The following is an 11,933-nucleotide window of genomic DNA, read 5'->3' as shown; positions in this document are numbered from 1 at the left end:
CCGCCGAGCACGAACACGAGCAGGGCCGGTGCCACGAGTGCGGGCAGCCGGTCGTTGGCGCGCATCAGGGCCGCGAGCCGGGCCCGGCAGTCGTCGCACGCGTCCACATGGCCGAGGAGCCGTTCGGACTGCCGCTCGGTGGCGCCGCCGCGCACATACGCGGGCATCCGGGCCCAGTGCACCTGGCACGCGGGATCGTCCGGAGCTCCGGTCTGCGCGCGCAGGAACGCCTGCCGCATGCCCTCCCGCGCGCGGTGCAGCAGTACGGCCGTTGCCCCCTGTTTGGTGCCGAGTTGGGGTCCTATCGCCGCCAGCGGCAGCCCCTCCGCCTCGGCCAGCCACAGCGCCTTCACCCAGCGCTCCGGCAACTGTTCAAGAACCCTCACCAGCAGGTCGGTCGAGGACACCTGCTCCGCCGGATCGCCCCCGTGGAGGTGCGCGGGATCGGCACCGGCCCGCTCGTCGGCCTGCGGATCACGCGGCGTCTCGCGTACGGCGGCCCCCGCGGCGCCGGCGAGATGCTTCACGGTGGTCATGAGGTACGCGGGTACGTTGTCGATCTCGTGCCCGGCGGACAGCCTGCGCCACACCCTGAAGTGCGCCTCGGCGACGAGGTCTTCGGCGACCCAGGTGTTGCGGGTGAGTGAGCGGGCGTAGGCGACGAGGCGCGGCTGCTGCTCCTCGTAGATCCGGGCGTACGCCGCGGTGGGGCCGTCGTTCATGGCAGCAACGCTCCAGTTGCCAGTGGGGCGGGGGAATGGGTTTGTACCCTAGATGGCAAAACTTTCAATTAAAGTTGCAGTCGTTCCACAAGGTGATGCAGGTCACATAAATCCCTGCGCGCTACGGCGTAATGAGTGACCCCTCCACACACTCAAGGAGGGTGAGTCGGCACAACCGGCCGCCGCCCCACCCGAATCGGAGACCGTCCATGACCCCCATCACCCTGGAACAGCCCACCGGCGCCCGCCTGATCGCCGACGACGACCAGGAGTTGGCCGTGACGGTCACGCTTCGCTACTCCTCCGGCGACCCCTTCGCCGTCCAACTCCTGTTCCCCGCCTGGATCTCGCTCGACGGCAAGAAGGTGACGTGGACCTTCGCGCGGGCGCTGCTGGAGGAGGGTCTCGGCACCCCCGCCGGGATGGGCAACGTCCACATCAGGCCGTACGGCCCCGCCCACACGGCCGTTGAGTTCCACTCTCCGGAGGGCATCGCGATGATCCGCTTCGACACGGTCGCCCTGCACCACTTCCTGCGCCGCACCCACAGGGTGATCGAACCCGGCAGGGAGGCCCTGGAACCGTCCCTCGACCGAGGACTCGCCTCGCTCCTCGACGGCGCGTGACACGAGGGGCGGACAGGTGGCCAACTTCCGCCTGTGGCACAGAAGTTGACCTTGTTATCGTGCCTCATGAATCAATCGCCGCAGCGGACGCCCCGGACATCCCAGACATCCCGGATGTCCACCCGTGCCGTCGTCGTCGGAGGCAGTCTCGCCGGCCTGCTCGCCGCTGCCGCCGTCCGGGACCACGTCGACAGCGTCGAGATCATCGAGGCGCACGACCTGCCCGACGGACCCGAGGCACGCCCAGGCGTTCCCCAAGCGGCGCATTTCCACGTCCTGTTGTCCGGCGGAGCGGACGCGATCGACGACCTGCTGCCCGGCGCGGTCGCGGAACTGCTGGCCGCGGGCGCCAACCGCGTACCCATGACGACCGGCATGGTGCTCTTCTCCCCCGAGGGCTGGTACCGCCGCTGGAAGCGGGACAGCCACTACCTGATCGCCGCGAGCCGGGACCTCACCGACTCTGTCGTACGCCGGCGAGTGCTGAAGGACCCGCGCATCCGGGTACGTCCCCGCACCAAGGTCACCGGCCTGCTGGGGAGTTCGCGCCGGGTCACCGGGGTACGGCTGAGCGCGGCCGACGGCACCGAGAGCGAACTGACCGCGGACCTGGTCGTCGACGCCTCCGGAAAGGCGGCGCGCACTCCGCGCTGGCTGGCCGAACTGGGCGTCCCCGCCCCGGCCGAGGCCCGCATCGACTCCGGCATGGCGTACGCCAGCCGTGTCTACCGCGCCCCCGTCTCCACCCGGAACTGGCCCGTGATCAGCGTCCAGGCCGACCCGCGGAGCGGCGGGCCCGGCCGCGCGGGCGGCATCGTACCGATCGAGGACGGCCAGTGGCACGTCAGCCTGATAGGCACCCCGGGCGGCCAACCCTCGCGTGACGCGGCCGAGTTCGAGCCCTACGCACGCACGCTCCGCCACCCGATCGTCGCCGATCTCCTGGCGCACGCGGAGCCGCTCACCGACGTCGTGATGACCCACAGCACGGTCAACCGCCGGTACTACTACGAACGCCTCAAGTCCTGGCCCGAGGGCCTGGTTGCCCTCGGCGACTCGGTCGCCGCGTTCAACCCCGTCTACGGCCACGGCATGTCCGTGGCGGCACTGGGCGCCGTCGCCCTGCGCACCCGACTGGAGTCCCGGGGCCTCGGCAACGGCCTGGCCCGCACGGCCCAGCGGGCCATCGCAGGTCCCGTCGAACTCGCCTGGAGCCTCGCCGTGGGACAGGACGTCCACTACCGGACGACACAGGGCAGGACCGCGGGCCCGGCCGACCGGCTGCTGCAGCGCTACGTCAGCCGCCTCTCCCACACCGCCACGGGCTCGTACCACGTGGCGACGGCGATGACGGAGGTACTGACGCTCCGGTCCCCCGGCACGGCCCTGCTCCGCCCCGGCGTCCTCACGGCCGCGCTGCTCGGACCGCCACGCCCACAACTCGACGGACCGACGTTCACAGCCGAGGAACGACGACTCCTGGCGGACGCCGGCATCACGCTGCCCGGGCTCACCTCATAGGCGAGGCACCGGATTGTCAGTGGCGGCTGCTTCCATGACGTCATGAGCACAGTGCACGACACCGCCGCCCTCCTCCCCGAACCCGCCGAACTCCGCGTCCATCTGCGCGCGTTGGCCGCCCTCGACAGCACGATCGGCGACGACGAGGAGTTCTGTCAGTACACCTTCCACCCGGACTGGGGCCCCGAGGAGGAGGCGGCCCGGATGGACAACGGCTCGGGGGACGAGTTCTCCGTCCTGTTCACCCCGGCCGGCGTGCTCATACTCGGCTTCGACCACGAGTCGGAGATGAGCCCGTACGGGACGGACGACGAGGAGGTCTGGCCCGGCGTCGTCGACGACGTGCCCGCCGCGCTGCGCCCGCTCCTGGACGATCCCGCCTTCCGCGACGAGAGCATGGGCATCTCTCCGATCACCGCCTGCCTGTGGCGCGAGACCGGTGACACCGCCTGGCGCACCGGCTCGGCCATCGACTTCCCGGCCGGCAACGAGAACCCGGACGGCTCCGATTCCCTCTTCCACCTCCTCACCGACCGCTCCCCCGAAACCGTCCGGGCCTACTTCGAGGACTACTACGAGCACCCGGTCCCCCTCGACGCCGTCCACCACGTCCTCGCCGGAAACCCGGTCACCCCCGAGATCACCACGGCCCTCGCTCCGCCCGCCCCCTAGGGAGAGATCAGGTCACGGCACAGGAGACCGCGGGCCAGGCCCAGTTGACGTTCGGCCGGACGGTGACGCCCCAACCGCCATCAGGGGGCGACAGCGCGACCCGTCTGCGGGGAGATCATGCCGGCGCACAGGTTGCGGGCGGCGAGGCCCTGGGCGATGCGCGGGATCGCCGCGACCGTGTTGGCCGGCCAGTCGTGCATCAGGATGATCTGGCCGGCGGTGAGCCGGCCGGCCGCCGCGACGATCGCGTCGGCGCTCGCGCCGTTCCAGTCCTGCGAGTCGACGTCCCAAATGATCTCCGTCAGACCGTACTTGGCCTCTACGGCCTTCACCGTCGCGTTGGTCTCGCCGTACGGCGGGCGGAAGAGCCTGGGCGTGCCGCCGCCCGCGGCCGTGATGGCCTGCTGGGTCCGGGAGATCTCCGAGTCGATCGTCACCTGGGTCTGCTGGGTCAGATGCGGGTGGGTGTAGCTGTGGTTGCCGACCCACATACCGGCGTTGACCTCCGCCTTGACCTGCGCCGGGTAGGAGGCCGCGTACTGGCCCTCGTTGAACATCGTGGCCCGGAGGCCGTTCTGCTTCAGCGCGTTGAGCAGTGCGGGGGTGTTGCCGGACGGGCCGTCGTCGAAGGTGAGCCCGACGTAGCCGCCGCAAGTGGCGGCCTGCGCAGGGGTGTTGACGGCGACGGCGAACGTGCCGGCGACAGCCAGGGCGGCGACGGCCAGCCCGGTGACCGGCGTGGCCACCCGGGATCGTAACGAGAAGTGCGGTGCGGACTTCATGTGAAGTGGTCCTCCCGAACTGGTTCAGCCCACCGTGATGTTGGAGTTCCCGCTGCTCTGGTAGCCCTCGGTGGCGAGGATCATGTAGTAGCTGAGGCTGCCCAGCGGCATTCCGGCTCGGGCCCAGGCGTCGAAGTGGTTGCCGGTGGTGATGGTGCCGCCGGTGCGCTTCGTCTGCCGGACGCTCCAGTACTGGTCGAAGGTCTTCGTGCCCTCCACCGAGGGGGCGTTGTACCGCGTCGTCTTGTAGATGTCGTAGGTGCCGCCGTCACTGGTGACGGTGCCCTTGTACGTTCCCGTGGGCCGGTAGGTGCCCCAGTTGTCGACGATGTAGTACTCGACGAGCGGGTTCGACGTCCATCCGTAGAGCGACAGGTAGCCGTTGCCCGACGGGTTGAAGGTGCCCGAGTACGTCACGCTCCGGCGGGCGCCGGTGCTCCAGCCCTTGCCGGCCACGAAGTTGCCGGTGTTGCTCCAGGTGGTGCTGTAGTTGCCCGCGGAGCCGAGGTTCATGGAGACCGAGCCCTGGGAGTCGGTCCAGAACGAGTAGTAGTAGCCGTTGTTGGTGCCGGTCTGGTTCGTGGTGATCACGGTGGCGGCGCTGGCGGTGCCGGGCAGGGTCGTCGCCGCGAGGAGGGCCAGCAGCAGGGTGCAGGCACCGCTGATCGACAGCCTTAAGCGGTTTGTCGTGCGTGCGGGTGTGTTGTCCATGCGGCGTCAGTGTTGATACGCCCCTGCCAACTGTCAATGGTTTCGGTGACGAGTACGAAATATTCGCTGGCGTATTGGCAGGTGGAATCAACGACATTAGGCCAGCACTGGGCAGATCACGCAGCTCGCTAGGCCCACCCTCGAATGTTTCGAGCGAATGTTTCGAATAATCAGCGTGAGCCCCTCCGGCAGCAGCAGTCGTTGACAACGGCCGCCCCGTGCCCGAACTCTGGCAAGGGCACGTCAATCCCGTGGCCGTGCGACAGCTCCCACCGGAAGGACACGACATGGCGAACAAGATCGAGGTCCGTCCGCCGGCCACGAAGGAGACCACCAGCGACCGCAGTCCCGGCGGCAACTGACCCGCCGCGCTCGATGGACCGCTACCCCACAGTCGCGGAGGTCACCGAGTCGGCTCGGCTGCTGGTCTCCCGGTTTCCCGGAGCCGTCCGGCTGCGTACGGTCGGGGCGTCCCGCGCGGGCCGTCCGATCCTGATGCTGTCCATCGGGCACGGGCCGCGCCACGTTCTGGTGGTCGCCGGACCGCACCCCGACGAGCCGGTGGGCGGCGCGACCGCGCTCACTCTGGCGGAGCGGATCGCCCGCGGCGACCGGCTCTCGGCGGCGACCGACCCCGCCCTCGTCACCTGGGACATCGTGCTGTGCCTGGACCCGGACGGCGCGGCCCTGAGCAGCAACTCCGGTTCCACCCTGAAGAGTTACTACCGCACCGCGTTCCGCCCGGTCGCCGCGGAGCAGCCCGAGTGGGCCCCGATCGTGTCGCACCCGCTCCCGGAGAGCGGCACGCTGTTCCAACTCATCGACGAGCTACGGCCGTTCCTCCAGTGCTCGCTGCACAGCACCGATGTGGGCGGCAGCTGGGTCCAGTTGACCCGCGACCTGCCCGAACTGGCCGAGCCGTTCCGCACCTCGGCCGACGAGTCCGGCATCCCGCTCCAGTACGGCACGTACGACGCCCTGTACTGGGAGAACCCGAGCCCCGCCGTCTACGTCCTGCCTCCGCTGGACAGCACCGGCCGGCTGGCGGCCGGGTCGGAGAACATCGGGCTGTCCACCTGGTGCGCGCCCCTGCGGTACGGCGGTGTCACGGCGATCGTCGAAGTACCCATGTGGGCAACGGACTTGGCCGCGGACACGACCCCGTACCCGGCAGCCGACCACGCCCTGCGCGAGCTGGCCGAACTGGTGCTGGACGGCGGACGGCAGGTGACCGCCGTCCTCGACAAGGCGCGCGGATTCCTGCCGCCGGCCCAGGACGACCCGCTCAGACGCGTGCTGGAGTGGATGGCCGACGGCCTCTACGACATGGTCGCCGGCTCCTGGAAACCGCTCGCCCGGCAGGCCGCCGCCGCGTCGCACCCCGACGATCCGCGGCACCTGACGACAGCCCAGGTCTCGGCCCTGAACATCGTGGCCCGCCGCCAGCCCATCCGCGCGGCGGGCCTTCTGCTACGACTCCTGGCGGCGGCGGAAGACCCCGCGGCCCCAGGGCTGCACCGCGAACTGGACGAGCTCCTGACCGTGTGGTGCACGGACTTCGAGCGGGACCTGCGGGTGCGCTGGGTGCCGGTGCGCCACCAGGTGGAACACCAGACCCGCACGGTCCTGGCCGCCGCCGAGAGCGCGCTGAAGACCCTCCGCTGACCGTCGCCCCGCGCCGTTCGGCTCCCGTCACCGCCCCGCGAGAATCGCCGCCACCCCGAACTCGAAGCGCTCGTCGAAGGATCCCGGCGCGAGATGTCCGGCCACGCGGTGCAGGGCGGGGTGGGTCGTGTCGGAGATCGCGCGGGTCAGGATGTCGCCCAGGGGACGGTGGTCGACGGCCTGCTCCTCCTGGGTGAGGCCCAGGGCGAAGTAGATGACCGCCCATGAGGTCCACGCGGCCTCACGGTCCCCGAGGCCGCACGCGAGCAGCGCCTCCACCAGGGCCTCCGCGAAGGCGAGGGTGCCGGGTTCGGCGGGGTAGGTGCCCACCACCAGGGCCGCGCCGTCGCGGTGGGACAGCAGGCCACGACGGAAGCGGCGGGCCAGTTCGCGGGCCCGTTCGGCGGGGCCGGCCGGCAGGTGGGTCAGCGGGATCTCGCCGAGTACGGCGTCCGCCATCAGGTCCAGCATCCGGGCCTTGGTCTTCACATGCCACTGCACGGTGTTGATCCGCACACCGAGCCGGTCGGCGACCGCCCGTGTGGACACCGCGTCGAGGCCCTTCTCGTCCAGGAGGTCCAGTCCCGCGCGAATCACCGTGGCCGGATCGAGCCGGTCGCTCTGTTGCCTATTGGTCACCGACCTAGTTTACTGCACTCACAAATATTGGTCAGCGACCAAGAAGTGGGTGATCACGTGGAAACACAGCAGGTCGTCATCGCCGGCGGCGGACCCGTCGGACTCTGGCTCGCCGCCGAACTGCGGCTGAACAACATCTCCGTCACCGTCCTGGAAATGCGCACCGACATCGACCAGCGTTCCAAGGCGCTCACCGTGCACCCGCGCGGCATCGAGGTGCTGGCTTCGCGCGGGATCCATCAGCGCTTCCTCGACGAGAGCCTGAAGATCTCCACCGGCCACTTCGCCAACCTCGCCAACCGGCTCGACTTCTCCGTTCTCGACACCCCCTTCCCCTACACCCTCTTCATCCCCCAGGCCCGCACCGAGGCGCTCTTCGAGGAGTACGCCCTCGGGCTCGGCGCCAGTATCCGGCGCGGCCACCGCGTCACCGGCCTCACCGAGCACCCGGACTCGGTGACCGTGCAAGTGGAGGGACCGCAGGGACCGTACGAGATCCAGACCGAATACCTCGCGGGCTGCGACGGCACCCGGAGCACGGTGCGCGAGGCGGCCGGTATCGGCTTCCCCGGCACGGACTCCCGTTACCTCGGCTGGCTCGGTGACGTCCTCTTCGACAACCCGCCTGCGCCCGGCTTCAATCGCTTCACCGAGCGCGGCGGCCTGATGATCGTGCCGCTGCCCGACAACCGGTGGCGCATCGCCGGCACCAGCCCCGACAGCGCGACCACCGAGTGGCCCGGCGACTTCACGCTGGAGGAACTGCGGCAGAAGGTCGTCGACATCGCCGGCGACGACTTCGGCATGCACGACCCGTCCTGGCTCTCCCGCTACGGCAACGCCACCCGCCTCGCCACCCACTACCGGCGCGGACGCGTCGTGCTCGCCGGCGACGCCGCCCACCAGCACTACCCCACCGGCGGCGTCGGCATGAACGTCGGTTTCCAGGACGCCTTCAACCTCGGCTGGAAGCTGGCCGCGACGATCGACGGCTGGGCCTCGGACGGACTGCTGGACAGCTACCACACCGACCGCCACCCGGTCGGCGAGCAGCTGATGGAACACAGCCGCGCGCAGACCTACCTGTTCCACGCGTTCACACCCGAGGGACTCGCCCTGCGCGACCTGCTGAGCCGAATGGTCCCGGAATCAAGGGAGTTCAGCGACGTACTGGCCGGCCGCCTGACCGCCCTGGACGTCGCCTACCCGAGCACCGACCCCTCGGCCCACCCGGTGACCGGCACCCGCGCCCCCGACCTCGCCCTCCCCGGCACGGACAGCACCCTGTTCGGCGCGCTGCGGGCGGACTCGTACGTCCTGCTCGACCTCACCGCCGACGCCGCGCTCGCCGACCGCGCCCAGCAGCGGATCACCGTGCACGGCGGGGCGCCCGACCGGACCCGGGACGCCTGGGAGGACGTACGCGCCGCCCTGATCCGCCCCGACGGACATGTCGCGTGGGCCTGGACGGAACAGGACGACATCAAGCTCGCGGCACAGGTGGACACGGTCGTCGCCGCCACTCTCGGACGCTAGAAAGGGGACCGGATCCATGGATCTCGGACTGAAGGACAGGGTGTACGTCGTCACCGGCGGCACGCGCGGCCTCGGCTACGCCGTCGCCCGTGAACTGGTCGCCGACGGCGCCAAGGTGGTCGTCACCGGCCGCGACGAGAAGCGCGCCGTCGAGGCGGCGGCCGAACTGGGCCCGAACGCGGCCGGAGTCGGCGTCGACAACGCCGACCCGCAGGCACCGCACCGCCTGATCAGCACCGCGCGGGACCGCTTCGGCGGCTTCGACGGCATCCTCGTCAGCGTCGGCGGGCCGCCCGCGGGCAATGTCGCGGACAACACCGACGAACAGTGGCAGGCGGCCTTCGAGTCGGTGTTCCTGGGCGCGGTCCGCCTCGCCCGGGCAGCCGCCGCGGAACTGGGGGAAGGCGGCGCGATCGGCCTCGTCCTGTCCATCACGGCACACGAACCGACCCCCGGCATGGCCATCTCCAACGGCCTGCGACCCGGACTCGCCGGCTTCGCCAAGTCCCTCGCGGACGAACTGGGCCCCCGCGGAATCCGCGTCTTCGGCCTGCTCCCCGGCCGCATCGGCACGGACCGCATGCGCGACCTCGACGGCCTCTCCCCCGACCCCGCCGCCAAGCGCGCCGCCAACGAGTCCGCGATCCCGCTCGGCCGCTACGGAGCCCCGGAGGAATTCGGCCGCGCGGGCGCGTTCATGCTGTCGCCGGCGGCTTCGTATGTCACCGGGGTGATGCTGTCGGTGGACGGCGGGGTACGACGCGGTTTCTGACGCTGTACGGCCGGCGGGCGCGGGGGAATTGCACGACCGCCTGCGCCCCATGGCCGGCCACCCACCGATCGAACAGGCTCGGTAGGGTTGCCCAACGGCAGACCGGCCGGAACGCGATGTCACGGAACGATGCGGTGGGGCATGGAAAAAATCCACATATGGGTCCTCCCGGCGATGATCGTCACCGGATGGATCCTGTCGTGGTGGCGGACATGGCGGATCCGATGGACCCTGCTGTCCGCCGCGACCGTCGGCTCCGCCCTCTGCATCGCCTTCGGCGTCCGCACCTACGGCAGACAGGTCAGCTGGGAAGACCTCCGCTGCTCGCACGCCATCGAGTGCATCGACCAGCACCCGGTCTACTGGCTCATGACCGGCCTGATCAGCTTCGTCTGCTGCGGGGTGCTGCTGATCGTGACGACTGTGGCTGCGGTCGTCATCCGACTGGAGAACCGGGCCGCCACGAGTTCACGGGCCTGAAGGCCTTCAGCACGGAACACGTTGAACCGGAACGTCTACTGCAGAGCTGCGATCTGCGGAAACACAACTTTCCACGATCACATCCGGCGCCGATCCGGTACGGGAAAGACGAACCAGCACCCCGTCTTCCGACCCGAGGCGCAAGCCGAGCTTCGGAAAGTCCCCCGCGACATGGCACTGCGCATCCTGGCCAAGCTGACGGAACTGGAGAGCGCCCCGCTCGGATTCAGCACCACGGCGCTCGTGTCCCAACCCGATCGTGTGGGTCGTTCATGAGAGGTGACGTGGGGTGCCGGTGAGTGATGCCAGGCCCGAAAAACCAGCACCCATCCAGCACGGGAAACAACCAGGGCCTCGACGCCGAAGAGTCGGGGCCCTTCTGAACTGCATGTTTGCCAGATCAGCGATGCGGTGTCGCGTCACCCGCTACACGTTGAACCGGAACTCCACCACATCCCCGTCCTGCATCACATAGTCCTTGCCCTCCATGCGGGCCTTCCCCTTGGCGCGGGCCTCCGCCACCGAGCCCGTCTCCACCAGGTCGGCGAAGGAGATGACCTCCGCCTTGATGAAGCCCTTCTGGAAGTCGGTGTGGATGACTCCGGCCGCCTCGGGGGCGGTGGCGCCCTTCTTGATGGTCCAGGCGCGGGATTCCTTGGGGCCGGCGGTGAGGTAGGTCTGCAGGCCGAGGGTGTCGAAGCCGACGCGGGCCAGGGTCGCCATGCCGGGCTCCTCGACGCCCACCGACTCCAGGAGCTCCATCGCTTCCTCCTCGTCGAGCTCGGCGAGGTCCGCCTCCAGCTTGGCGTTGAGGAAGATCGCCTCGGCAGGGGCGACCAGGGCGCGCTGCTCGGTCTTGAAGTCCTCGTCGACCAGCTCGTCCTCGTCGACGTTGAAGACGTAGAGGAAGGGCTTGGTCGTCAACAGGTGCAGGTCGTGGAGGAGTTCCTCGTTGCCCGAGCCCTGGACGATGCCGTGCGAGAAGAGGGTGTCGCCCTTCTCCAGGATCTCCTGCGCCGCCTCGACCGCCGCGACCTTCGGGCCGATGTCCTTCTTGATGCGCGACTCCCGCTGGAGGCGCGGGAGGACCTTCTCGATGGTCTGCAGGTCGGCGAGGATCAGCTCGGTGTTGATCGTCTCGATGTCGTCCTTGGGCGAGACCTTGCCGTCGACATGCACGACGTTCTCGTCCTTGAAGGCGCGGATGACCTGGCAGATCGCGTCGGACTCACGGATGTTGGCGAGGAACTTGTTGCCCAGGCCCTCGCCCTCGGAGGCGCCCTTCACGATGCCGGCGATGTCGACGAAGTCGACGGTCGCCGGGAGGATCTTCTGCGAGGAGAAGATCTCGGCGAGCTTCGTCAGGCGCGCGTCGGGGACGCCGACCACGCCGACGTTCGGCTCGATCGTGGCGAACGGGTAGTTGGCCGCGAGCACGTCGTTCTTGGTCAGGGCGTTGAACATGGTCGACTTGCCGACATTCGGCAGACCGACGATTCCGATCGTGAGCGACACGTTGCGACTTCCCGTACGTGAGTGGCGTGAGAGCAGTGGAGGGGACCGGCTGGGGCTGCGGAGACTGGGGCCCGGGGCCGATCAACCAGTCTACGGCGTGAGCCGCCCCGCCCAGGCTCCGCGTCGAACACGTGGCCAAGCTCTGCCCATCGGCGTGTCTGAGGGCCTATTCGGCACATAAACCGACCTAAGTTGGTCCAGTGGAGCAACACAGGACACGACCCCCACAGCCCGGCGCAAGACGCGGAGCCCCGCCACTGCCCCCGCAGGCGGGCCGGGGCCCGAACGGCGG

The 11,933-nt window shown here is 69.6% G+C and carries 11 protein-coding genes and 2 pseudogenes; 8 read left to right on the top strand and 5 right to left on the bottom strand.

What is annotated here, in order from left to right; translation table 11 throughout:
- Positions 1-722: sigma-70 family RNA polymerase sigma factor (locus R6V09_RS32985; RefSeq protein WP_317885126.1), on the bottom strand; the 722-nt coding region annotated here is incomplete at its 3' end.
- Between the two features lie 209 nt (positions 723-931).
- On the opposite strand from R6V09_RS32985, the gene R6V09_RS32980 reads away from it, so the two are divergent.
- The 3 genes from R6V09_RS32980 to R6V09_RS32970 all read left to right on the top strand — a co-directional run bounded on the left by R6V09_RS32980 (position 932) and on the right by R6V09_RS32970 (position 3,541).
- Entirely contained in the window at positions 932-1,348 is a 417-nt protein-coding gene (locus R6V09_RS32980; protein ID WP_317885125.1) for an SsgA family sporulation/cell division regulator, read from the top strand.
- A gap of 114 nt (positions 1,349-1,462) precedes the next feature.
- Positions 1,463-2,869 (top strand): NAD(P)/FAD-dependent oxidoreductase, encoded by a 1,407-nt coding sequence (locus tag R6V09_RS32975; RefSeq protein ID WP_317885124.1) that lies wholly within the window; start codon positions 1,463-1,465, stop codon positions 2,867-2,869.
- Between the two features lie 42 nt (positions 2,870-2,911).
- Entirely contained in the window at positions 2,912-3,541 is a 630-nt protein-coding gene (locus tag R6V09_RS32970) for a hypothetical protein (protein WP_317885123.1), read from the top strand.
- 83 nt (positions 3,542-3,624) lie between these two features.
- Here the strand turns inward: R6V09_RS32970 and R6V09_RS32965 are convergent.
- Positions 3,625-4,323, bottom strand: a pseudogene (locus tag R6V09_RS32965) (polysaccharide deacetylase family protein); the annotation flags it as partial.
- Positions 4,324-4,347: 24 nt separating this feature from the next.
- Positions 4,348-5,034: a glycoside hydrolase family 11 protein gene (locus R6V09_RS32960; RefSeq protein ID WP_317885121.1), complete on the bottom strand. Its 687-nt coding sequence runs from the start codon at positions 5,032-5,034 to the stop codon at positions 4,348-4,350.
- Positions 5,035-5,409: 375 nt separating this feature from the next.
- Between R6V09_RS32960 and R6V09_RS32955 the strand changes: the two genes are divergently transcribed.
- Positions 5,410-6,699, top strand: coding sequence for a M14 family zinc carboxypeptidase (locus R6V09_RS32955; protein WP_317885120.1), 1,290 nt, complete (start codon positions 5,410-5,412; stop codon positions 6,697-6,699).
- Between the two features lie 27 nt (positions 6,700-6,726).
- Here R6V09_RS32955 and R6V09_RS32950 read toward each other — a convergent pair whose 3' ends face one another.
- Positions 6,727-7,338: a TetR/AcrR family transcriptional regulator C-terminal domain-containing protein gene (locus R6V09_RS32950; RefSeq protein ID WP_317885119.1), complete on the bottom strand. Its 612-nt coding sequence runs from the start codon at positions 7,336-7,338 to the stop codon at positions 6,727-6,729.
- A gap of 57 nt (positions 7,339-7,395) precedes the next feature.
- On the opposite strand from R6V09_RS32950, the gene R6V09_RS32945 reads away from it, so the two are divergent.
- From R6V09_RS32945 to R6V09_RS54715, 4 genes and pseudogenes are all read left to right on the top strand, one after another.
- Positions 7,396-8,874, top strand: coding sequence for an FAD-dependent monooxygenase (locus R6V09_RS32945; protein WP_317885118.1), 1,479 nt, complete (start codon positions 7,396-7,398; stop codon positions 8,872-8,874).
- A gap of 16 nt (positions 8,875-8,890) precedes the next feature.
- Entirely contained in the window at positions 8,891-9,646 is a 756-nt protein-coding gene (locus tag R6V09_RS32940) for an SDR family oxidoreductase (RefSeq protein WP_317885117.1), read from the top strand.
- 141 nt (positions 9,647-9,787) lie between these two features.
- Entirely contained in the window at positions 9,788-10,126 is a 339-nt protein-coding gene (locus R6V09_RS32935) for a hypothetical protein (protein WP_317885116.1), read from the top strand.
- Between the two features lie 81 nt (positions 10,127-10,207).
- Positions 10,208-10,387 (top strand): annotated as a pseudogene (locus R6V09_RS54715) (type II toxin-antitoxin system RelE family toxin); the annotation flags it as partial.
- Positions 10,388-10,552: 165 nt separating this feature from the next.
- Here the strand turns inward: R6V09_RS54715 and ychF are convergent.
- Entirely contained in the window at positions 10,553-11,641 is a 1,089-nt protein-coding gene (ychF, locus tag R6V09_RS32930; protein ID WP_317885115.1) for a redox-regulated ATPase YchF, read from the bottom strand.
- Positions 11,642-11,933 lie beyond the last annotated feature (292 nt).

Origin of the sequence: Streptomyces sp. W16, assembly GCF_033194735.1 — a bacterium.
In the GTDB taxonomy this organism is placed as follows: domain Bacteria; phylum Actinomycetota; class Actinomycetes; order Streptomycetales; family Streptomycetaceae; genus Streptomyces.
Note: the sequence above shows the minus strand (reverse complement) of the source record. Positions and strands in the feature narration are given on the sequence as shown.